Annotated in this window: 18 protein-coding genes; 9 read left to right on the forward strand and 9 right to left on the reverse strand. The window is 64.4% G+C overall.

What is annotated here, in order from left to right:
• Positions 1 to 2: 2 nt before the first annotated feature.
• Genes ACP7AD_RS07995 through ACP7AD_RS08005 form a run of 3 tightly spaced genes read left to right on the forward strand, consistent with a single transcriptional unit; the run spans position 3 to position 3,541 of the window.
• A complete protein-coding gene (locus tag ACP7AD_RS07995) occupies positions 3 to 1,229 on the forward strand; it encodes a glycosyltransferase family 9 protein (protein WP_426147288.1) in 1,227 nt (408 codons plus the stop codon).
• Between the two features lie 13 nt (positions 1,230 to 1,242).
• On the forward strand, positions 1,243 to 1,755 hold the full coding sequence (locus tag ACP7AD_RS08000; RefSeq protein WP_426147287.1) for a GtrA family protein: 513 nt from the start codon (positions 1,243 to 1,245) through the stop codon (positions 1,753 to 1,755).
• Positions 1,736 to 3,541, forward strand: a complete 1,806-nt coding sequence (locus ACP7AD_RS08005; RefSeq protein ID WP_426166074.1) for an ArnT family glycosyltransferase — start codon at positions 1,736 to 1,738, stop codon at positions 3,539 to 3,541. The genes ACP7AD_RS08000 and ACP7AD_RS08005 overlap by 20 nt, the downstream gene beginning before the upstream one ends.
• Positions 3,542 to 3,634: 93 nt before the next feature.
• On the opposite strand, the gene ACP7AD_RS08010 is transcribed toward ACP7AD_RS08005, so the two are convergent.
• Together ACP7AD_RS08010 and ACP7AD_RS08015 are read right to left on the reverse strand one after the other, a co-directional pair.
• Positions 3,635 to 4,972 (reverse strand): hypothetical protein, encoded by a 1,338-nt coding sequence (locus ACP7AD_RS08010; protein WP_426147284.1) that lies wholly within the window; start codon positions 4,970 to 4,972, stop codon positions 3,635 to 3,637.
• 136 nt (positions 4,973 to 5,108) lie between these two features.
• Positions 5,109 to 6,182 carry a serine endopeptidase gene (locus tag ACP7AD_RS08015; RefSeq protein WP_426147282.1) on the reverse strand — a complete coding sequence of 358 codons (1,074 nt, stop codon included), beginning with the start codon at positions 6,180 to 6,182 and terminating at the stop codon, positions 5,109 to 5,111.
• 277 nt (positions 6,183 to 6,459) lie between these two features.
• Between ACP7AD_RS08015 and ACP7AD_RS08020 the strand changes: the two genes are divergently transcribed.
• Positions 6,460 to 7,275, forward strand: a complete 816-nt coding sequence (locus tag ACP7AD_RS08020) for a hypothetical protein (protein ID WP_426147281.1) — start codon at positions 6,460 to 6,462, stop codon at positions 7,273 to 7,275.
• Positions 7,276 to 7,294: 19 nt separating this feature from the next.
• Here the strand turns inward: ACP7AD_RS08020 and ACP7AD_RS08025 are convergent, their stop codons facing one another.
• The 5 genes from ACP7AD_RS08025 to ACP7AD_RS08045 all read right to left on the reverse strand — a co-directional run bounded on the left by ACP7AD_RS08025 (position 7,295) and on the right by ACP7AD_RS08045 (position 13,913).
• Positions 7,295 to 7,744 (reverse strand): YiaA/YiaB family inner membrane protein, encoded by a 450-nt coding sequence (locus ACP7AD_RS08025; protein ID WP_426147279.1) that lies wholly within the window; start codon positions 7,742 to 7,744, stop codon positions 7,295 to 7,297.
• A 33-nt stretch (positions 7,745 to 7,777) separates the two neighbouring features.
• Positions 7,778 to 8,998, reverse strand: a complete 1,221-nt coding sequence (locus tag ACP7AD_RS08030) for a toxic anion resistance protein (RefSeq protein WP_426147277.1) — start codon at positions 8,996 to 8,998, stop codon at positions 7,778 to 7,780.
• A gap of 227 nt (positions 8,999 to 9,225) precedes the next feature.
• Positions 9,226 to 11,163, reverse strand: coding sequence for an MFS transporter (locus tag ACP7AD_RS08035; RefSeq protein ID WP_426147307.1), 1,938 nt, complete (start codon positions 11,161 to 11,163; stop codon positions 9,226 to 9,228).
• Between the two features lie 392 nt (positions 11,164 to 11,555).
• Positions 11,556 to 12,848: an FIST signal transduction protein gene (locus ACP7AD_RS08040; protein WP_426147275.1), complete on the reverse strand. Its 1,293-nt coding sequence runs from the start codon at positions 12,846 to 12,848 to the stop codon at positions 11,556 to 11,558.
• Positions 12,849 to 12,992: 144 nt separating this feature from the next.
• Positions 12,993 to 13,913 (reverse strand): PhaM family polyhydroxyalkanoate granule multifunctional regulatory protein, encoded by a 921-nt coding sequence (locus ACP7AD_RS08045; protein WP_426147273.1) that lies wholly within the window; start codon positions 13,911 to 13,913, stop codon positions 12,993 to 12,995.
• Between the two features lie 167 nt (positions 13,914 to 14,080).
• Here ACP7AD_RS08045 and ACP7AD_RS08050 point away from each other — a divergent pair, with 167 nt between their 5' ends.
• Positions 14,081 to 14,494 (forward strand): VOC family protein, encoded by a 414-nt coding sequence (locus ACP7AD_RS08050; RefSeq protein WP_426147272.1) that lies wholly within the window; start codon positions 14,081 to 14,083, stop codon positions 14,492 to 14,494.
• 15 nt (positions 14,495 to 14,509) lie between these two features.
• Here ACP7AD_RS08050 and ACP7AD_RS08055 read toward each other — a convergent pair whose 3' ends face one another.
• Complete coding sequence (locus ACP7AD_RS08055) at positions 14,510 to 15,493, reverse strand: fumarylacetoacetate hydrolase family protein (protein WP_426147271.1); 984 nt, start codon at positions 15,491 to 15,493, stop codon at positions 14,510 to 14,512.
• Positions 15,494 to 15,523: 30 nt separating this feature from the next.
• Between ACP7AD_RS08055 and ACP7AD_RS08060 the strand changes: the two genes are divergently transcribed.
• The 4 genes from ACP7AD_RS08060 to ACP7AD_RS08075 all read left to right on the forward strand — a co-directional run bounded on the left by ACP7AD_RS08060 (position 15,524) and on the right by ACP7AD_RS08075 (position 19,433).
• Positions 15,524 to 16,741 (forward strand): DUF3108 domain-containing protein, encoded by a 1,218-nt coding sequence (locus ACP7AD_RS08060; protein ID WP_426147270.1) that lies wholly within the window; start codon positions 15,524 to 15,526, stop codon positions 16,739 to 16,741.
• A 67-nt stretch (positions 16,742 to 16,808) separates the two neighbouring features.
• A complete protein-coding gene (locus ACP7AD_RS08065) occupies positions 16,809 to 17,090 on the forward strand; it encodes a BTH_I0359 family protein (RefSeq protein ID WP_426147268.1) in 282 nt (93 codons plus the stop codon).
• Between the two features lie 224 nt (positions 17,091 to 17,314).
• Positions 17,315 to 18,451: an ABC transporter substrate-binding protein gene (locus tag ACP7AD_RS08070; RefSeq protein WP_426147266.1), complete on the forward strand. Its 1,137-nt coding sequence runs from the start codon at positions 17,315 to 17,317 to the stop codon at positions 18,449 to 18,451.
• A gap of 202 nt (positions 18,452 to 18,653) precedes the next feature.
• Positions 18,654 to 19,433, forward strand: coding sequence for a ChaN family lipoprotein (locus tag ACP7AD_RS08075; protein ID WP_426147265.1), 780 nt, complete (start codon positions 18,654 to 18,656; stop codon positions 19,431 to 19,433).
• A gap of 19 nt (positions 19,434 to 19,452) precedes the next feature.
• Here ACP7AD_RS08075 and ACP7AD_RS08080 read toward each other — a convergent pair whose 3' ends face one another.
• Positions 19,453 to 20,793 (reverse strand): aminotransferase class III-fold pyridoxal phosphate-dependent enzyme, encoded by a 1,341-nt coding sequence (locus ACP7AD_RS08080; protein ID WP_426147263.1) that lies wholly within the window; start codon positions 20,791 to 20,793, stop codon positions 19,453 to 19,455.
• Positions 20,794 to 20,921 lie beyond the last annotated feature (128 nt).

The following is a 20,921-nucleotide window of genomic DNA, read 5'->3' on the forward strand; positions in this document are numbered from 1 at the left end:
CCGTGAACATCAACCTGCAGCGCTTCATTGACCGCTGGGCCGGCATTCCGCTGTGCGCGGTAGTGTCCGGCTTTGACGCACTCAGGCGCCGTTTTCGGCCCGCGCCAGCCACGGAACCGGCGCCGCGCGCCATCGTGGTGATTTTGCTGTCCGAAATGGGCAGCCTGGTGCTGGCCAACGACATGTTCGCCCGGCTCAAGGCGCGCTACCCCGACGCGCCGCTGCATGCGCTGCTGTTTCGCAAAAACCGCGAAATCCTCGATTTGATGCAGGTGATGGATCCGGCGAATGTGCACACGGTCGATGACCGCTCGCTGACCTCGCTGCTGTCGAGCCTGTGGCAAGCCATCAAGGCGCTGCGCCGGGCGAACGTCGATGTGGCGATTGACTGCGAACTGTTCTCGCGCATCAGCAGCCTGCTGTCGTATGCCAGCGGCGCCCGCGTGCGGGTCGGCTTTCACCGGCATACGCAGGAAGGCCTGTACCGGGGCTCGCACATCAACCGGCCGGTGCCGTACAACCCCTATCACCACATCAGCGCGCAGTTTTTGACGCTGGCCAGGGCGATTGACTCGACGGCGGTACCCAAATCCAAACTGGCGGTGGTGGCCAGCCCGAAGCCGCCGCCGCATGTGCGGCTCGATGGCGCGCTGATTCAAGGTATTCAAGTGCGGCTGGCACAGGATTTCCCGGCCATTGCTGGCAAGCCGCTGGTGCTGGTCTATCCGGGCGGCGGCATCCTGCCGATTCGCGCCTGGCCGCTGGCGGCCTACACCGCGCTGTGCGAAGGCCTGGTGGCCGATGGCTGCGCCGTGGCCGTCATCGGCCTGAAGGACGACCAAGCGCTGGCGCGCCAGTTGGTGGCCAATGTGCAGGCGTCTTTCCCGGCCAGCCCGGTGATCGACCTGACCGGCTACACCCGCTCGATTTCCGAGCTGCTGGCGCTGTTCCATGTGGCGCGGCTGCTGGTCACGAACGACGGCGGCCCGGGCCAGTTCGCCGCGCTGACACCGATCTGGACGCTGATGCTGTTCGGCCCGGAAACGCCCGCTTTGTACGCGCCGCTGACGCCCAGGTGCCATTCGTTCTACAGCCAGTGGCCGTGCTCGCCCTGCCTCACCGCCTACAACCACCGCACGTCCTACTGCGATGGCGACAACCAGTGCCTCAAGGTGATAGCACCCGTCGCCGTGCTGGCCAAGGCGCGCGAATACCTGACGGCAGCGTGAACGCCTAAGCCCGATGTCAAAACTCAGAACCTTTGCCGAAACGCTGGTCCGCTTGCTGCCGCCGCGCTTTCAGCAGATGCTGCGCTGGCGCTTCATCAAGTTCGGCATGGTCGGCGGTAGCGGCACGGTGATCAACATTGCGGTACTTTACTTGGCGCAGGAGCATTTGCTGCGCGGCATCGCCGACTTTCACCAGCGGCTGAACTACTCGATTGCGCTGGCCATCACCGTCGCCACCATCAGCAATTTTTACTGGAACCGGCGCCTGACCTGGCGCGACCGCAACCGCAACACGCCCCAGCCGGCGCTGCGGCTGTTCGTCAAGTATGTGATGGCCGCCGCGCTGTCGATCATCCTGCAGTCGCTGCTGACCAAATGGCTGGCGCTGCACCTGCACTACCTCGTGGCCAACGTGATTGCCATCGTGCTGGCCAGCGTGGTGAATTTCATCGCCAATGACAAGCTGACCTTTCGCCGCCACCGCAAGACCACGCTTTCAACCCCTCATGCCCATGACAAGCCCTGAGACAACGCCATCCGCCCGGCCCGCCGGCTTTCCGTTCCACCGGGTCTGGATCGGCCTGGCGCTGCTGGTGGCGCTGGCCTACCTGTTCGGCCTGGGCGGCGACCACATTCCGCGCAACGGCGACGAGCTGGTGTATGCCAACATCGCCCGGCTGACCGCCGCCAGCGGCCACTGGCTGCCACTGCAAAGCGCCTGGGACTTCATGCGCAACACCAAGCCGCCGCTGCTGTTCTGGCAAGCGATGGTGGCCGGCGGCTGGGCACAGGAAGGGCACTGGACGCTGCTCAACCTGCGCCTGCCCAGCGTGGCCTACACCTGGGGCATCACGCTGATGGTGGCGCTGCTGACCTGGAAAATTGTTCGCGGCGATGCGCCCTCGCCTGATGGCGCCAAGGCAGCGCGGCAAAGCCGCCATGCCATGACCATGGGCGCCATCGCCGCACTCGTCTACCTGTCGTTCTTCACCACCTACCGCTACGGCCGCCCCTACCTGACCAGCGCGCCCGAGACCTTCTGGCTGTTCGCCGTGTTCTTTGCGCTGGCCTGGTCGCCCGCCAGGCTGCTGGCATCCAACTGGAAGTTCCCGCTGATCGCCGGCGTAGCGGTAGGCATCGGCTGCCTGTACAAGTCCTTCGTCATGGTGGTGCCGGTTGGCTTCGCGCTGGCGCTGTGCTACCAGACGGTAGGCGCGCAGATGGCGCCATGGAAGATTTTCCGGCCCGGCATCGTCCGGGACGGCGCCAAGGTTGTCGTGATTGCCGCGCTGGGCCTGGGCATTTTCGGCCTGTGGTTTGCCCTCGACCCGCAGCCGGGCGAGGTCTGGCGCGAATTTGTCGTCGGAGAGAACGCCGGCAAGATGAACCATGCCCGGGGCTACTTCAAGACCGCCCTCAGCGGCAGCAGCGGCATTTTGACGATTTTGACGGGCTACTTTTCCAATGCCCTGTTCCTGCTGCCACTGTCGATTGGCTGCTTCGTTGCCGCCTGGCGCGCCTGGCGGCAGCGCCGGGGCACGGCGCAAACCATCAGCCCCGCCGAAAAAATCATGTGGCTGTGGCTGCTGGCGCTGGCGCTGGTGTTCATGCTGCCGACCCAGCGCTCGACCCGCTACCTGATTCCCGCCATGCCCGCGCTGGCCGTGGTGATGGCGCTGTACTGGCAGCGCATCGGCCGCATCTGGTTCAGCCTCACGCTGCTCGTCTGCATGACCGGCTTGCTGGCGATGGGGCTGATCGGCTACGGCGCGGTGCGGGCGACGCAGAACCCCTGGGTTTTGTCGCCGCTGTTCTGGGTGTACGTTTCTGGCGCAGCGCTGGCCTGCCTCGTTGCCATCCTTAGAAAGTCGTGGACACGGCCGCTTGCGGCGCTTGCGGGTTTTTCGGTGGTGTTCGCACTGGCCTGGGTGACCAACCCTTTCAACGGCGAGCTAGGCCGCTTCAAGCCGCAAACCAATGCGCTGCTCAAAGGCCAGACCGTGCAGGTGCCCAGCAACTTCAACGGCCATTTCGAGCGCTACGAATTCATCATTCCAGGGGCAAAGATCGTTGACTACTTCGCCGCCCAGCCGGTCGATTACGCCGATGTGGAAGGCCTTCTCGAAACCAGCCGCTACGTACTGGTGCAGCGGCGCATCGGCCAGGCGCCCTGCAGTCAGTGCCGGATCATCGACGAGCGCTGGGACCTGCGTTCGCGCCAGGACGAAAACGACGGTTTCATGGCGGCCTTCAAGACGCCCGAAACCTACTGGTATGCCAAGGAATACCTGGTCGAGCCACTAGCGCCCTGAGCCTTCGCAGATGGATTTTGCTACAAAATAAATAGCAACTTGCGCACGTTCAGCATGCGCAAAGCATCTATTTGACCCAGAAAGCGCGTGTCATCAGCGCTGTTTCTGGAACAGCACCAGCCGGGACTCGGTGCTCAGGTCGGCCTTGCTGGAAACCATCGTCACTTCGTAGCGTGTGCCCGGCAGGGGCAGTTGCGGCGCAAAGCTGAAGGAAAAGTTGCCGTTTCCATCGGCCTGCACCCGCTGCGTCAGCACGTCCTGGTTCACGCCGAACAGGCCGGCAATGGGCGCCACCGCATGCACCTTGACGTCCACCACCGCGCCCGGCGCCGTGCGGCCGCGCACCAGCGTCGTGCCATCCTCAACGATGGCGTTGTTGGCATGGCTGGTGATTTGCAGCGGCACCGTGGCCGGCACAGCGCCCACCGGCACGACCACGTCGAAGCTCCAGGTCTTGCGCACGGCATTGCCGGCCCGGTCCCTGGCGCTCACGTCCACCGTGTGGCGCCCGAGCGGCAGGTCGGCCCGGTAGGTGAAGAACTGGGCAGTGATGTCGCTGTCGGCGGTGACATTGCGGCCGGACACCACGACCTGGACGGTCTTCGGATCGACGCCCACGCCGCCGGCGTCATCGAAGGTCGCTGAAATGGAAATGGTGGCGCGGTCGATGATGGCTTCGCCCTCGCGCGGCGCCAGGTTGCGCAGCACCGGCGGCTTGGCATCGGCGGTCAGGGCCTGGGTCAGATTGGTTTTGACGGTCTGGTCGCCCACCCGCAGGCTGGCCACCATCGGGCGCGAGGGCATCAGGTTGTCGTTCCGGCGGATGGTGTAGGCCGCCTCATAGACGCCGGGGCGCACTTCACGCATGGGGACACGGCTGACGCCCGGAATTTCGATTTCAGCGCTGCCGCCCGGCGGGCCATTGAGCGAAAACTTCAGCTCGGCGCCCGGCTCGATCTTTTCCACCGGCGCGACGCTGAAACGCTCGATCTTCAGCACCGCAACCGGCGGCACCGGCGCGGCCGCCTGCGAGTTCGCCATGCCGGCCGGAAAGCTGTAGTTGACGGTGATGTTGCGGTTGCGCAAGCGCAGGATGGCGCGTATCGGATTGGCCGGCGAGATACGGTCCTGGCGCTTGATGGTGTAGCTGCCGGTATAGACGCCGCGCTCGGTTTCCGTCAGCGCAATGTCCCGTCGTATACCGTTGATGCGCAGATTGACCCGTGCCCGAGGCGTGCCTTCGACGGTGAACTCCAGCTCGGCGCCGGCCCTCAAGCCATCATCCGAAGTGACTTCTAGGGAGCGCAGCTCGGGCGCCGCAGGCTGCGCCATGACTGTGGCGGGCAAGGCGACCAGCGCCGTGGCAACCGGCAACAGAAAAAAGAGTGCAGCGACCTGGTTGCGCAGGTGGGCCTGTAGGTGAGCCTTCATGATGGGGAAGCCTTTGTAAATTAGATTTCTCAATGTAAATCTGCTTTTCCAAGGGCGTGTAGGTCAACGCAGCCGGGCCGGGTAGGCCTGCAACGGCGGGCAACGCGGCCCCGCCCGCCGCGAATCCGCCGCAGCTTCAGACTTGAGCGGCCACCGGCTGGGCCGGCAGGTGCTCATGCTTGCCGCTGGCACCGCAGGCATGGCAGAACTTGGCAAACGCGCCCTTGCGGGTACTGCAGACCTGGCAGTGGTCAAACAGGCCGATGCCGCAATGCGGGCAAAAGTCGATTTCCGGATTCTTCAGGTCCACCGGCCGCTCGCAGCCGGGGCACACGCCCTTGGACAGCCGCGCCAGCGCCGTGTCGTAGCTCAGTTCCTCGCGGCGCTGGGCGTCGGGCAGCTGCTCGGCGAGCTTTTGCCTTTCCAGGTAGCGGTTCAGGGCGATGATCGCCTGGCGCCCGACCGCCACCGTGAGCACGATGCCGACGATGTAGCGCACATAGCCGCCATAGCTGGGCAGATAGGGCACCAGCTCGACGAAAAAGGCGAACAGCGCAAAGAAAATGAAACCCCAGACAAACGGCCACCAAGTGGTCGTGCGTTTTTTCATGAACAGCCAGCCGGCCGCCGCCAGCAGCGGCAGCGTCAGCGCCAGCCGGTACAAAAACACCCGCAGTTCGATGCGGCGGTATTCGGCGTTGAGCAGCTTTTGCGCCGCCTGTTCCAGGTCGGCCAGCTTTCGGCGTTCGCGCACCGTGCCTTGCTGCGCATCGAGCGCCGCCTGCTGCTGGGCCTCGACCGCCATGCCGGCGGCGCGCTCCTTGTCCTTCAGGCCATCGAGCGCGCGGGTGCGCGCCACCAGTTCGGGGTCTTGCTCCGACAGTTGCGTGGCGCGGCGGGTGGACAGCCAGTTGTTGAAGGTTTCACGCGCGGCGGCCGAATCGGCCTGCGCCACACTGCGCTTGAGACGGGCCTGCTCCAGCGCGGCATTGGCGTCCTGTTCCGCGCGTTCGTTATTACTGATGCCATTGCGCAGCGCCGTGACCGCCGCCTTGTCCATGAAATCGTCCAGCGACAGCGGCTGCTCCACCTTGGGCAAATCGCCAACCAGCGTGCCGCCCAGGCCGATCAGAAAGCTGGCGAACACCAGCGCCACCAGCCACAAACCGCGCTGCATCCATTTTTCGGTCAATCGAAGGGTTTTGCTCATGAAGAACTCCGTGGGTGGCCGGAAAAATATCCGGCACTGCATTTCAAGGAAAATTTATGACCAAATACACTGCTTGCGCACACTGCACCTGCACAATCAGCTATTTTTTTAATAGCAAATTTCAAAAATCAATGGGCTTGTCTTCCTGGCGCCATAGACCAACCCACGCCCTGCCGCAAGCGGCGCCGGCGCAAGGGGCTGCAACCCTTCAAGGCCCGGCGGTTTCAATTTCATAATCCACTCCTTGAACCCAACAAAACAGAGCCGAACCCACGCCATGCTAGAGCCCAAACCCGACTCCCGGCGCGCCTACGCCAGCGCGCCTGTCAACCAGCGTACCGCACCCAGGGTAACGGCCACGCCGGCGCCGGTGCATGCGTCGCTCAAGGCGCGGGCGCAAAAGGCCAGGCAGCGCCAGTTGCTCGGCCCGCCGGTCAGCGAACTGCTGGCGCGCGGCGCGCCTGGCGCAACCCGCCGGCAGGGCAAGCTCCACCCCGGCATGATTGCCGCCACGGTGTGTACCGTGGCGGCGGCCAGCGCCCTCGTCCTGCTGCGCTCGGGCACCGGGCTGGCGCTGGCGGCAGCCTTGGGGGCACTTGGCGGCGCCGGCTGGCTGTGGCAGCACCGAAGCCAGCGCGCCGCCCGCGAAGCCATGCCGCCGCCTGCCGGCCCGCCGCCGTTCGACGCCCAAGCCCTGCGCCGGATCGACGAGGCCTTTGAAGCCACCGCCGCCGACGTGGCCGAGCCCATGCTGGCCGCGCTGATCTCGCTCAAGGCCGCCGCAGTGCGGATGGCGCTGGCGCTGGACGGCGCGCCCGTCGATGGCGATTTCACGCTGGACGACCGGATGTACGTGCTGGAATCCCTGCGCCGCTACATTCCCGACACGCTCGGTGCCTACCTGCAGGTGCCTGCCCTGCAGCGCGCCGTGCCGGGCGCGGGGGAAAGCCCGTCGGCCAACGACCTCCTGCTGAGTCAATTGGCGCTGCTGCAGTCGGAACTGGAACAGCGCGAGCAGCGCCTGCACGGCAGCGCGGTCGAGGCGCTGCGACGCCAGCAGCGCTTTTTGCAATCCAAGGCGACGCGCGGCTGAGCCCGCGTTCAACAAACGCTCAGGCGGGCCGCGTCTCGGGTGCGGTTTCGTTGCTGCGCGTCATCAGGTCGGCCTCGTAGCGGTCGCGGATCGTCTTGGCCAGCGTGAAGGTGCTGCTGACCAGGAACATCCAGCTCACCACCATGTAGCCCTTTTGCCAGTCGCCGATGTTCATGCGCCACAGGCCCCAGGCCGTCAGGCAGACCGCCGCCGCGAACGACACCCAGACGGTGATGATCCAGCCGTTGGTATCGACCCGGCCGTCGCGGTTGTCGCGCACGGTCTTGGCCGCCGCGAAAGCCGCGAACAGGCAAAAGAAAAACCCGATGGCCAGGAAAGCCCGGTCCAGCTCCTGGCTGGGCAGCTGCATCACGCCCGTGCCGCTGGCCAGCACCGCCAGCGTGAACGAAATCCAGACCTGGGCGCGCCAGCCGCCGGTGTCGCGCTGCATCACATACTGAGTTGCCATTGTCAAATTCCCCTTGCGTTAAAAAAATCGGGTTCAGAGGGCGACCGGCCCGCTGAGGCTGCGCTGCGTCACCTCACGCGCCTTTTGCTGGCGCACCCGGTCGATGTACTGGTCGGCGCGCGCCAGTTGCTCTTGCAAGATGGTGTTGTTCTGCCCCATCACCTCGACCATCTTGCCGCGAAAGGTGTCCATCGCGTCCATGGCCTTGAAGGTCTGGTCGAACATCTCCTTCATTTTCTCGATGCCGATCAGCGGATTGCTGGCGAACTGGGTGGTTTTCTCGACATGCGTGTTGAGCTGGCGGCCGGTTTCGGCGATGAGGTTTTCAATCGTGCTGTTGACGCCGCCCAGCATCTCCATCACCTTGACCTGGTTGCCGGTGGCGCGCGCCACGGTCTGCGCCACGGCCAGAGCGCTCATGCCGGTGGTGACCACGCGCGAGCAGCCGTTCATCATCTCGCGCCCGGTCTTTTTCAGCACGTCGAGCGCCAGGTAGCCGCTGGTGCAGACCGACTGCTGCGTCAGGATGTCCGCCAAGTTCTGGCGCACGTAAAACAGCACTTCCTGCTCCAGCGCCCGGGCGCGCTCCGGGTCGCTTGCCTTCAGCGCGTCCACCTTGCCAGCAAGCTGGCGGTCCAGGCTTTCGGCAAACTGCGCGGCGGCGGCCAGCTTTTGCAGGCCGTCCCACATCTTGGTGCGCGTGGCCTCGATCTCGACCACGTCGCGCTGCATGTCGTCGCGCGCGGCATAGAGGGCCTGCATGCTTTTTTGCATCTGCTCGCCGGCGTTCTGGAACTTGCGGAAGTAGCTTTGCAGCTTGTTGCCAAAGGGAATGAGCCCCAACAGTTTTTGCGGCTGCAGCAGGTCGCCGTCCTTGCCGGGATTGAGCGCGTCGAGGTGGCCGCGCATTTCCTGCACTGCCTTGAAGGCCGGGCTGTCCTCCAGGCCGACGAAATTGCGCTGCATGAAGCGCCCCTGCATCAGGCTGGCAGCCAGTGAAATCTCCTCGCGCCCCAGCGCAAAGGCGCTGTCGAGCCGGGCCTTGAAGGCGTCGCTTTGCAGGTCTTCGGACATCAGGCTGTCCATGAAACGCGCCACCTGGTCTTCGACGGCGGCAACGGTCTGCGCCGGCAGGGGCACGGCCGTGCGGGCCACCTCGTCGCTTAGCGGGCGCAGCACTTCGGGCGGCGTCAGCTGAAAGCTGTCGGGCGGTGTCAGTGGCGTGCGGCTGGCCTCATCGGTGGGCAGGGACATGTTTTTTCCTTGGCATTAAAAACAAATGGATACGCAAGTTACAAAAGCTGAAGTTTGGCATAAGCCAGGCGGACTTTCGGGAAAAAAAAGACGCAGCGCCCCGGCAGGCCGGCGATTGGCCAAAGCACTCCAGACCCGCCGCCTGGACTAAAACTTTGCATTAAAAATGGCTCTTGCGCACGGCTGCATTGCGCAAGCAGCTATCAAAAAAAGAGTAAATGAGGCGTTCAAGCCGTCATCAACGCCGCCACCCGCGCCTGCAATGCTCCGGGCTGCACATCGGCCGGCACCATGGCGGCACCGGCGTTCAGCCCCACGCGGCTGAACGCGCCGCGCCGGAACGGACGCACCATGGCGACGCTTTTGCCATTGACCTGCTCGACGCGGCTGAAGAACGAACCCCACAGGTTGGTCAGCGCCATCGGCACCACCGGCACGCTCAAGCCGTCGCGCCCGGCGTTTTCCAGGATTTTCATGATGCCGCCCTTGAAGGGCTGGAGCTGGCCGTCATGGGTGATGCCGCCCTCGGGGAAAATAGCCAGCAAATCGCCGTTGCGCAGCACTTGGGCTGCGGCTTCAAAGGCCGCTTCGTAGGCGGCCGGGTCTTCGGCGCGCGGTGCGACCGGAATCGCCCTGGCCAGCCGGAACAGCCAGCCAAGCACCGGCATTTTGAAAATCCGGTGGTCCATCAGAAAGTAAATGGGCCGCGAACTTGCCGCCATCAGCAGCACCGGGTCGATGAAGCTGACATGGTTGCAGACCAGCACCGCAGCGCCCTGCGCCGGAATGTTCTCGTCGCCCGTGACCCGGAAGCGGTAGATGCAGCGCGACGCGATGAACGCCACGAAGCGCAGCAAATACTCGGGCACCAGCATGAAGATGTAGAACGCCACCACCGCATTGGCCAGGCCGGTGAACAGGAAAATCTGCGGAATGCTGAAGTTCGCCTTGAGCAGCGCACCGGCCAGCACCGCGCTGACGATCATGAACAGCGCATTCAAGATGTTGTTGGCCGCGATGATGCGAGCCCGGTGCGTCGGCTGGCTGCGCAGCTGGATCAGCGCGTACATCGGCACGCTGTACAGGCCGGCGAACAGGCTGAGCAGTGCCAGATCAAGCATCACGCGCCAGTGCGCCGGCTGGCTGATGAAACTGCCCACGCCCATGAGGGCTGAAGGCATCAAGCCGCGCGCGGCAAAGTAAAGATCAATGGCAAACACACTCATGCCAATCGCACCCAGCGGCACCAGGCCGATTTCGACATGGCGCCGGCTCAGCACCTCGCACAGCAGCGAGCCGGTGGCAATGCCAATCGAAAACACCACCAGCAGCAAGGACGCGACATGCTCGTCGCCATGCAGCACTTCCTTGGCCAGGCTCGGGAACTGGCTCAAAAACACCGCGCCGAAAAACCACATCCAGCTGATGCCCAGCATCGAGCGAAACACGACGATGTTGCCGTGCGCCAGCTTGAGGTTGCGCCAGGTCTCGGTCACCGGGTTCCAGTTGATCGTCAAGCCCGGGTCGGTCGCCGGCGCGGCCGGGATGAACCGCGCCACCGCGCGCCCCGCCAGCGCCAGCGCCACGCACGACACCGCCACGTACTGCGGCCCGACGCCCGGCACGGCCACCATCAGCCCGCCGACGATGTTGCCCAGCAAGATGGCGACAAACGTTCCCATCTCGACCATGCCGTTGCCGCCGGTCAGCTCGCGCTCGGTTAAAGCCTGCGGCAAATAGGCAAACTTGACCGGGCCAAACAGCGTCGAATGCAGGCCCATCAAAAAGGTGCAGCCGAGCAGCACCGGCACCTGGACATTCACATCGCCGCTGACAAAACCCACCGCAGCGATCCCCATGATGACGACTTCGAGGTTCTTGACGAAGCGGATGATGCGGGTTTTTTCAAACTTGTCGGTCAGCTGCCCGCTGGTCGCCGAGAACAGCAAAAACGGCAGGATGAACAGCGCGCCAATCACCAGCCCGGCCAGCGCCGGCGGCAGCCAGCCAACGCTGAGCTGGTAGGTCACCATCACGGTGAAGGCGAACTTGAACAGGTTGTCGTTGGCCGCGCCCGAGAACTGGGTCCAGAAGAACGGCGCGAAGCGGCGCTGGCGCAGCAGGGCGAACTGGTTGGGATGCGCATTGGCGGACGGTGCAGGCATGGCGGCCGGCAAAGCCTGCGCCGTGGACAGATGATCAACACTCATGCCGGACTCCTCTTGTGGTGGACTTTCAGGGCGCATGTAACAAGGCGTGCGCCTGCGCCGCCTCCGGATTCTGCCCTGATTTTCAGCATGCCCGTGTGACACGGCGGCACCGCAGGAATCAGGAAGGCCGGCGGCGAAACGCGATGGGCGAACAGGTCGATGGCATGAAGCTCCTCGCGGTCATGAACTGGAATGCCCAAACTACGCCTTCAGCCCAAGCCCGCAAGCCGCTTTTTTCAGTGCAGTGGCTCCATCTCAATCGCCAAGTGTTGATGGTCGATGCTCATGAGCACCGATGCGCAGCGGGAAGTAGTTCAAGGCATTTGCGGCCTTGCGACGCTGAAGGCTCAGTCGGCTGCCGTGAACACCGTCAACACGCCGGTATAGCCATACAGGTGGTTGCGGGCAATTTCGCCGCCGGCAAAGAAGCCGACCAGTGGCACATCGCCCAGGGCGCGGCGCACAATCTGCAGCTCGGCGCTGGGCGCGCCGAAATGCGGCCCGCCGCGCCCGGAACAGCTGACGTAAATGGCGCCGGCAATGCGCCGGGCCGGGTGCGGGGCCGATTGCGCCTCGGGCAGGTTCAGCGCGGTTGCCACTTCCAGCGTCTGCTCTTCGGGCTCCAGTTCTTCACGGATTTCTGCGCAGATGCGCACCAGGTCGGCGCGCGCGGCCTCGGCATTGCGTTCGCAAAAAGCCAGCTTCATGCCAACGCTCACCACATCGGCAATCGCGATGCCTTGGCGCGTCGGGTCGAGCCCGATCAGGTGGCGCACCATGACCTCGGCGCCAAACTGGCCTGAGCGCTGCCGGGCCACATCGTTCGGCAGGTCCGCGTCATGGCTCAGGCCGACCAGCGTGGTGCGGACCTTGGCCAGCGCCTCGCGCGGCTGCTCCAGCGACACGCCCAGGTCGGCCAGCAGCACCTCCAGCGCCGGCCGGCCATCGAGTTCGATGACCACGTTGGCATCGCAGGCAGTGATTTCGTAGGTAGCAGACACCGGGCGGCAGCCCTGCGTGACGCGCGACATCAGGCCCATGCCGCCCGACGCATCGCGCGCAAAGGCCACGCCGCTCAGGCCGCCGCTGAACACGCCGCAGGCCGCGCCCTGCCCCTTGAGGTTGCCGTGGCCGCTGAGCGCGAACTGCACCGTCCGGCTCCGGCTTGATGCCAGGCCGCCGAACACATAGCCGCTTTCGGTGCGATCGGCCATCTCGGCAATCAGCTCGGCCACGTCGGGCGTGGCCGCATCGGCATGCACCAGCGCGGTGTGCGCGGTGAAAACGCCGGCATGCGCCGGCGGCAGCGGCGACACGCCGGAAAACACGCGGTAATGGTCGTGCGGCAGTTCGCACAGCATTACCGCCATGGCCGGCTCGTCAAAATACTCGACGTTGTTCGATGCGATGCCGACGCCGACCGTGCCGCTCCAGTCGGTGATGAAGGAAAGTTCGGCGCTCAGGTGGTCGAGGATTTCCTGCGCCTGGAGCGCATAGTGGTCGGTGATGTAGAGCAGCGCCAGCGTCGGCGAGGCGGCGTAGGCCGGCAAGGCCATGTAGCCGCGCAGCTGCGCCAGAACCAGGGCGGCGGCCATTTCCCATTGCGGATGGGTGGCGTGGCCGTAGGGGAAAAGTTTCATAAAGTGCGAAAGCCGTTAAAGGTGGAATCAAGGCTGCAATGTCGCACATCAGCCGCAACCCTGCCTGATGCCGGCTTGCGGGCCGGGCTGGAGGCCTGGAGGAATCAGGCCCGCAGCCCTGAACCAGCCCCGGTCCGAAATGCTTCAGCGCGTTGTCTTGCGCGCTGCGGTCTTGGTTGCGGCCTTGGGCGCCGATTTGACTGCGGGCGACTTCCTGGCCGCCGTTTTGGCGGCGCCGGTTTTCGCGGCAGTCTTTTTGGGTATTGCCGCTGCCGTGTCCTTGGCGGCGGCGCCAGCCTTGGGCCAGGTGCTGCCCAGGGCGCTGTTCATGGCGGCGCGGGTGCCGCCGGCCATGGTCTTGGTGGCGGTTTCGGCCATGTTCTTGGCCATGTCGGTGGCGGTCTTGACCGCGTCCTTGGCCATGCCGGCGGCGATGTTCTTGCTCGCATCCATGGCGGTGGTCTTGGCCACTTCCTTCATCGCCTCGGTGGCAATGGTCTGGAACTGCTGGGTCAGCGCGCCCCACCACTGCATCGGGTCTGCAAGGCCGGTCGCCGGGGCGGGCGCTTCACCAGCGCCGGTCCGGGAACCTGAGGATTTTTCACCGGCGTTCGGGCCGGTGTCGGCTTTGTCCTTGTTAGCCTGATAGGCCGAAGGGGGAATCTCAAGCCCGGCAAAGCCCTTGGCCTTGTCGGCCGCGTGCTGCATGCCACCGCTCAAGCTGTCGCTGACCTTGAGCTTGAAGGCATTGGCCACGTCGCCCATGTTGAAGTTCATGCCCTTGAGGGTGTTCAATGTCATTTTCTGCACCTCCAGCGCCTGGATGGTGGCCTTGAGCGCCGCAGCGTTCTGGTCGAGCCAGAACTGCACCGCCTTGAGTTCCTGCACGCGCTTTTCCAGTTCCTCGACATTGAGCGTGGGCGCAATCCAGTTTCCGAGGTTGGGCAGCTGCGGTACGGCGTGCGTCGCGCTGCCGGCGGCCTGTTTGGCCAGGTTTTGCAGAAAGTCAAAACCTGGCACCAATTTGCCAAAGTCGGGAAAAGACGGGATGTTTGGATTGCTCATTGAAGTGTCTCCTGGCAGTGGTTGCTGTGTTGTGTTGGTGGTGTTGGGCTCCGGTGGCCCTGTGGGCGCAAGGGGCATGAAAAAAACCCGGCACACGGTCTGATTGTGCAACGTGGTGGCAACGCGTCAACCGGTTTTTTTCAAGGCTGGACTGCTAAGCTCGGGCCATGAAAAGCCTGTTCCACCTTGCCTTCAACGTCAGCGACCTGGACGAGGCGCGCCGTTTTTATGGCGGTGTGCTGGGCTGCGCTGAGGGCCGCAGTACCGCCACCTGGGTCGATTTTGATTTTTTCGGCCACCAGTTGTCGTTGCACTTGGGGGAACCCTTCAAAACCGAACGCACCGGCCATGTCGGCGAGCACCTGGTTCCCATGCCGCACTTCGGCGTGGTGCTGGCCTTGCCCGACTGGCAGGCGCTGGCCGCGCGCCTGCAGGCGGCACAGACGGCGTTCGTGCTGGCGCCGCAGGTGCGCTTTGAAGGCCTGCCGGGCGAGCAGTGGACGATGTTTTTTTGCGATCCCTGCGGCAATCCGGTCGAGATCAAGGGCTTTCGCTCGCTGGACACGCTTTACGCGGTTTGATGCGCGCGCCGGGCTTCAGGCTGGCGGCGTGATTTCCTGCTCGATCGCGCCGAACAGCGACTGGCCGTTCCTGGCCTTGACCTCGATGCGCAGCGTGTCGCCGAATTGCATGAAACGGGTCTTGGGCTTGCCGGTGTCCGCCGTCTCGACCGCGCGCTTTTCGGCGATGCAGCTGTAGCCATGGCTCCAGTCCGGGTGGCTGACCGGGCCTGATCCGACGATGCTGCCGGCGCTCACCGGCCGCGTCCTGCCTAGGCACGACACCAGCTGGCCGAAGTGAAAGGTCATGCCGGCGCCGGCGTCGCACAAGCCGACCTTGCGGCCGTTCCAGGTGGTTTTCAGGCTCAGGCCGAGCCGCCCCTGGCGCCAGGCATCGCCGGCTTCGTCTGGCGTGACGGCCACCGGGCCAAAGGCGGTCATCGGCCGGCCCTGCAGCACGCCCAGGCTTTGCGCTTGAGCGGTGCCGTCCAGGCTGCGCAGGCAGACGTCGCTGGCCAGCATCAGCAGGCGAATGCTGTCCAGCGCCTGTTCTGGGCTTGCGCCCATAGCCACATCGCCGGTGATGACGGCCAGCTGCGCTTCATAGTCGATGCCAAAAGCTTCGCGGGCCAGCACCACGTCGTCACGCGGGCCGATGAAGCAGTCGCTGCCGCCCTGGCGTAGCAGCGGCTCGGCATACAGGCCCGCAGGCAGCGTGGCCCCAGGCATCTTGCCCAGGCGCTCGACATGGCTGGCGTAGGCCGGGCCGCTGACCCACTGGTAGGCGCGCGGCAGCGGCGCCATGCAGTGCGCCGGATCAAACGGAAAGGCATGGCGCGCCTTGCCGTTGTTGAGCAGTTCATAAAGGTCGCGCAGCTGCGGCGCCATGAAGCGCCAGTCGTCCAGCACCTGCTGAAGCTTGCTGGCAATGCCGGTCGCATAATGGGCGGTTGACAGGTCGCGCGACACCACGACCAGCTGGCCGTCGCGCGAGGCGTCCTTGTAGGTAGCGAGTTTCATGAAATTCCAGAATAAATGAATGGCCGGGCGATGCGTCCTGACAGCTTGACTTCCGACGCCCCGGCAACAAGCCAGATTGTGCCGCGCGGCGCTGCGCCGCCCTGGCGCACCCTGGGCCTGCTGGCGGCGGGGGTCTTGGCCGTGCATGCACTGCTGCTGCAAACCCGGCCGGCCCGCTTCGGCCCGGTGCAGGAGCCGCCGTCGCAAAGCGTGGCGGTGCTGCAAACCCGCAGCATTGTTCGGGCACCGCCGGTGGCTGCCAGCCCGCCACAGGCCGAAGCCACGCCTCCCGCGTCAACCCCGCCCCAACCGTTCGCCAAGCCTTCCAGAAAACCTGTTTTTAAGCAAAAAGTGCCTGTTGCGCAAGACCCGCCTGCACCGCCAGCTATTGATTCAATAGCACCTCCTGACCTGCCGCCTGGCAGCGCCGATGAAGCACCTAACCCCGCAGAACCGGATGCCGCCGCGCCATCAACGGCCTTGCCGGAGGCCGAAACCGCACCCGCATTGCCCGCCAGCAGCGCCACGGCGACCGCTCCGGCGCCTCCCGCCAGCGACGCGGCAGCGCCTTCGCCACCGGCGCCGGCGCCCCAGACGCCGGTCACGGCCATGGCGCTTCCGGCCAGCGCCCGGCTGGACTACCACATGACAGGCAGCGCCAAGGGCCTGACCTACCACGCCAAAGGCGAACTGCTCTGGCAAAACGCCGGCGGCAGCTACCAGGCGAGCATGACTGTCAAGGCGCTGTTCATCGGCTCGCGCACCATGAGCAGCACCGGCCAGGTCGGCACCGAAGGACTGGCGCCCACGCGCTTTTCCGACAAGTCGCGCGCCGAGCTGGCGGCCCATTTCGAGCCCGACAGGGGCCAGATCAGCTTCAGCGCGAACACGCCTGCGGTGCCGTGGGTGCAGGGCGCGCAGGACCGGGTCAGCGTGTTTTTGCAGCTTGGCGGCATGCTGGCGGGCAAGCCAACCGATTTTCCGGCGGGCTCAAGCATTTCAACGCTCACCGTCGGACCGCGCGGCGCGGACAACTGGACCTTTGTGGTCGAAGGCCCGGAACTGCTCGCCCTGCCTTTCGGCGAAACGGCGACCGTCAAGCTGTCGCGCCAGCCCCGGCGCGAATACGACCAGAAGGTCGAGATCTGGTTTGCTCCGGCACTTGGCTATCTGCCGGTGCGCAGCAAAATCACCCAGGCAAACGGCGATTTTGTCGATCAGCAACTGAGCGGCCTGAAGAGTCCGTGAGGCCTTGCCCACCCACGCCCCTTGAAGTCGGGGCGATCATGGCCATCTGCAAAGAAAGGATATTTCCATGCAACTGCTTTACGACTCGGAATCATTTGTGGTGGTGCAGATTCACGCGAACGCACCCGAAGACTCGGCACCCCGGCCGGCCGTTCCCCAACTGGCCCGGCATGGCTATGAAATCGTGGACAAGCGCTCGGGCAAGCAGGTTTACCTTGACGGCTCCTGGGCAGAAATGTTCCAGCTGCGCCTGAGCGGCTGGGAAAAGGATACACCTACCCAGGAAGAGGTCGAGGACACGCTCGAAGGCTACAGCGGCCTGGCCAACACGCCGGTTTCGCTTCATTGAAACTAAAAATAGTTAATTGTTCCATCGGCCCAGGAAATAAAAACGGCCAGTTTTCGTGATTTTGTTGGGGGGAAATACCGGTTCGCATCTGGTTTTTGACCCTAAATGGCGGGTGTTTTGTAAGTTTGAAATAACATGCTGTTTCAAAAATCCGTGCAAACTTGCCGGATTTGACTGGCAAAGCTGCACTCAATAATGCATCGCCACTTACCAAAATCAACCCCATGAAAAAACTGATTACCGGCCTCATCGCATCGGCCACTTTATTGGCTGGGACAGCCGCCCAGGCTGTCGATGGCGTGACCGCCAAGCAACTGTTGATAGGTCAGAGCATCACCCTGGAAGATGGCAAAAACGACTACGGAACAGCCGTGCTGGCCGGCGTGCAGACCTACCTGAAAACCGCCAACGCACGCGGCGGCGTGAACGGCCGCCAGATCGTGCTGAAAACGCTGGACGACGAGAACAAAAGTGCGAAGGCTGAAAGCAACGCTCGTCAACTGGTCGAGAAAGACAAGGTTTTCGCGCTGTTCGGCTCCATCGAAGGCGGACCGTCGGTTGCCGTGATGAAGGCGGCCAACGAACTCAAGGTGCCATTCTTCGGCCCCATGGCGGGCTCGCCCACCCTGCGCCGGCCCTACCAGCAGTTCGTATTTCCGGTTCGCGCGGAGCACCGCGAGGAGTTTTCTGCGCTGATGTCACACGCCAAGTCCCTGGGCATGCGCAAGGTCGCCTTTCTCCGGTCGGACTCGGCAACGGGCGAGCAGCACCTTGCCAATGTGAAGCTGATTTGCCAGCAGCTGGGCATGGAACTGGTGGCCGACCTGCCGTTCAAGTCCGACGTCACGGATGCGCAGCTTGAAACCATGGCCGGCCAGCTTGCCCAAAGCGGCGCGCAAATGGTGTTCAACCACGGCGGCATTGCCACCTACGAGAAACTTATTCGCCAGGCCAGCGCCAAGACAACACGCCCGGCCTTTTACGCGGTGAATTCAGGCTCGGCGCAACTGGTCAAGCATCTGGGCGAACTGTCGCACGGCATGGTTTTTACGCAGGTCATGCCCAACCCCTGGGAGCGCAAATCCGCGATCACGCGCGAGTACCAGGTCGCATTTGCGCGATTCAAGCCGGGCCAGGATTTCTCCTACGGCAGTCTTGAGGGCTACGTGACGGCCAAAGCGCTGGTGGCCGCGCTGCAGCTGGCTGGCCCCAAGCCTTCGCGCGAAGGCTTTGTCGCGGCGCTGGAAGGCGCGACGCTCAACATCAACGGCCTGCGCGCCAGCTATGACCGCAGCAATCACAAAGGGCTGGAGTTTGTCGACATTTCCATCATCACGCGCGACTCCAAATTCCGCCAGTAAGCACCGGCTGATTGCTGCTGGCCCGCCATCGCCAATCCCGGCGAGCAGCAGGGCCGAGCCAGAGCTCATGAAGAAAGTCGGCAGAAGGCATTAGTATCCAGCGATGCGCCAAACACCCTGCTTCCTTTTGCCTCGCGGTCTTGCCTTTTGGGTTGCGGCTGCAGCATTGATGCTCACGGGCGGCTGTGCCGGCCGTCCTGAAATGCCCATTCTCGAAAAAACCGGTAGCAGTGCTGCCGCACAAGCCGCCATGCGGCTCAATGCCCTGCTGCCTGCCGATGTGCTGCTGATCGGCGAACAGCACAACGCGGCAGAGCACCATCAAATCGAGCAGCAGCTGGTCTCCAGCCTGGCGGTGCAGGGCTTGCTGGCTGGGGTGGCGCTGGAAATGGCCGAAGTCGGCGTCAGCACCGCCCAGCTTAAACCCAGCGCCACAGAAGAACAGACGCGCCGGGCGCTCAAGTGGGACGACAAGGGCTGGCCCTGGGCCGACTACGGCCCGGTGGTGATGACCGCCGTGCGCGCCGGGGTGCCGGTGCTGGGCGCCAACCTGCCGCGCGAGCAGATGCCGGCCAGTATGAACGACAGCAAGCTTGATGCCCGGTTGCCCGGACCAGCCCTGAAGGCGCAGCAGCAGGGCATCCGCATCGGCCACTGCAACCTGCTGCCCGAAAGCCAGATTCAGCCGATGACGCGCATCCAGATCGCCAAGGACATCACCATGGCCGACACCGTCCACCAGTTGCTCCTGCCCGGTAAAACCGTGGTGCTGCTGGCCGGCAACGGCCATGTGGACCGCCGCCTGGGCGTGCCGCAGCACCTGCGCGCCGACCTGACGGCCAAGGCCCTCCACCTGCGCGCTGGCGATGCTTCCGACACCGACCAGGCAGCGTCGTTTGACAGCGTCTGGGCCACACCGGCCCTGCCCGATACCGACTATTGCGCCGGGCTCAAGGCGCAGCTGCCTTCCACCGCGAAATAGGCCGCTGCCCGCCAAGCATTCAGGCGTGCTTGCGGATCGCGTCCCCCACCACATTGACGATGCGGTCGATGTGCTCTTTCTCGACGATGTAAGGCGGGCAGACGACGATGTTCTCGGCGGCGGGCCGCACCAAGACGCCGTGGTGGAAGCATTCCATGAAGATGTCGTAGGCGCGCTTGCCCGGCGCGCCGGCCACCGGCGCCAGTTCCACCGCGCCGGCCAGCCCCAGGGCGCGGATGCCGATCACGTTGGGCAGGCCCTTCAGGCCGCTGTGCAGCGCGTCGCCCAGCACCTTGCCCATTTCGCCGGCGCGCGCAAACAGGTTTTCCTGCTTGAACAGCTCCAGCGTGGCCATGGCCGCCGCGCAGGCCACCGGGTGGCCCGAATAGGTGTAGCCGTGGAAGAATTCCACCGCGTATTCGGGGCTGTTGGCGTTGGCATGCATCATCGCGTCGTAGATGCGGTCCGAACAGATCACGCCGCCCAGCGGAATCACGCCGTTGGTCACGCACTTGGCAAAGTTCAGCATGTCGGGCACGACGCCGTAGTAGTCGGCGCCGAAGTTGACGCCCAGGCGGCCAAAGCCGGTGATCACCTCGTCGAAAATCAAGAGAATGCCGTGCTTGTCGCAAATCTCGCGCAGCCGCTTGAGGTAGCCCTTTGGCGGCAAATACCAGCCGGCGCTGCCCGCCACCGGCTCGACGATCACGGCGGCCACGTTGCTCGGGTCATGCAGCGGCAGGATGCGGTTTTCCAGTTCCAGCAGCAGGTCTTCGGTCCATTCGGGCTCGACGCCGTTGATGTAGGCATGGCTGACCGGGTCATGGATGAAGCGCATATGGTCAACGCGCGGCAGCAGGGCCGCGCCATACACCTTGCGGTTGGCCGGAATGCCGCCCACGCTCATGCCGCCAAAGCCCACGCCGTGGTAGCCGCGCTCCCGGCCGATGAACACATTGCGATGGCCTTCGCCACGCGCCCGGTGGTAGGCCAGCGCCACTTTCAGCGAGGTGTCGGCTGCTTCCGAACCAGAATTGCAGAACAGCACCTTGTTCAGGTCGCCCGGCGCCATGTCGGCGATCATTTCGGCCGCCTTGAAGGCCTGGTCGTTGCTGGCCTGGAAGGCGGTGGCGTAGTCCAGCGTATCGAGCTGCTTCTTGATGGCTTCGTTGATCGGCCTGCGGTTGTGCCCGGCGGCCACGCACCACAGGCTGGAAATGCCGTCGAGCACCTGGCGGCCGTCATGCGTCGTGAAATGCATGCCGTCGGCCGCCACGAAGATGCGCGGGTCCTTGATGAAGCTGCGGTTGGGCGTGAACGGTAGCCACTGGTGGTCCATGTTGAAGCTCTGGTAGGCCATGTCGGTTTCCTGGGTGAGTCAAGAGGTTGGGAGGTTGGGGGTCGTGCAAAGGGCAAGCGCAAGGTGTTACTCCATTCTGGCACCCCTGGCGGCCGGATGCCGGGCAAAACCCGCCACAGGCCCGGCCA

Source organism: Polaromonas sp. DSP2-3-2b2 (assembly GCF_049895905.1).
Taxonomy (GTDB): domain Bacteria; phylum Pseudomonadota; class Gammaproteobacteria; order Burkholderiales; family Burkholderiaceae_C; genus Polaromonas.

What these genes read in the sequence shown, in the direction of transcription:
- ACP7AD_RS08000 (WP_426147287.1), top strand. Translation starts at nt 1,243, where the DNA reads ATGTCAAAACTCAGAACCTTTGCCGAAACGCTGGTCCGCTTGCTGCCG.
- ACP7AD_RS08015 (WP_426147282.1), bottom strand. Translation starts at nt 6,182, where the DNA reads ATGAGCAAAACCCTTCGATTGACCGAAAAATGGATGCAGCGCGGTTTG.
- ACP7AD_RS08075 (WP_426147265.1), top strand. Translation starts at nt 18,654, where the DNA reads ATGCCCATTCTCGAAAAAACCGGTAGCAGTGCTGCCGCACAAGCCGCC.
- ACP7AD_RS08040 (WP_426147275.1), bottom strand. Translation starts at nt 12,848, where the DNA reads ATGAAACTTTTCCCCTACGGCCACGCCACCCATCCGCAATGGGAAATG.
- ACP7AD_RS08010 (WP_426147284.1), bottom strand. Translation starts at nt 4,972, where the DNA reads ATGAAGGCTCACCTACAGGCCCACCTGCGCAACCAGGTCGCTGCACTC.
- ACP7AD_RS08060 (WP_426147270.1), top strand. Translation starts at nt 15,524, where the DNA reads ATGCGTCCTGACAGCTTGACTTCCGACGCCCCGGCAACAAGCCAGATT.
- ACP7AD_RS08050 (WP_426147272.1), top strand. Translation starts at nt 14,081, where the DNA reads ATGAAAAGCCTGTTCCACCTTGCCTTCAACGTCAGCGACCTGGACGAG.
- ACP7AD_RS08080 (WP_426147263.1), bottom strand. Translation starts at nt 20,793, where the DNA reads ATGGCCTACCAGAGCTTCAACATGGACCACCAGTGGCTACCGTTCACG.
- ACP7AD_RS08020 (WP_426147281.1), top strand. Translation starts at nt 6,460, where the DNA reads ATGCTAGAGCCCAAACCCGACTCCCGGCGCGCCTACGCCAGCGCGCCT.
- ACP7AD_RS08070 (WP_426147266.1), top strand. Translation starts at nt 17,315, where the DNA reads ATGAAAAAACTGATTACCGGCCTCATCGCATCGGCCACTTTATTGGCT.
- ACP7AD_RS08055 (WP_426147271.1), bottom strand. Translation starts at nt 15,493, where the DNA reads ATGAAACTCGCTACCTACAAGGACGCCTCGCGCGACGGCCAGCTGGTC.
- ACP7AD_RS08045 (WP_426147273.1), bottom strand. Translation starts at nt 13,913, where the DNA reads ATGAGCAATCCAAACATCCCGTCTTTTCCCGACTTTGGCAAATTGGTG.
- ACP7AD_RS08035 (WP_426147307.1), bottom strand. Translation starts at nt 11,163, where the DNA reads ATGCCTGCACCGTCCGCCAATGCGCATCCCAACCAGTTCGCCCTGCTG.
- ACP7AD_RS08065 (WP_426147268.1), top strand. Translation starts at nt 16,809, where the DNA reads ATGCAACTGCTTTACGACTCGGAATCATTTGTGGTGGTGCAGATTCAC.
- ACP7AD_RS08025 (WP_426147279.1), bottom strand. Translation starts at nt 7,744, where the DNA reads ATGGCAACTCAGTATGTGATGCAGCGCGACACCGGCGGCTGGCGCGCC.
- ACP7AD_RS08030 (WP_426147277.1), bottom strand. Translation starts at nt 8,998, where the DNA reads ATGTCCCTGCCCACCGATGAGGCCAGCCGCACGCCACTGACACCGCCC.
- ACP7AD_RS08005 (WP_426166074.1), top strand. Translation starts at nt 1,736, where the DNA reads ATGCCCATGACAAGCCCTGAGACAACGCCATCCGCCCGGCCCGCCGGC.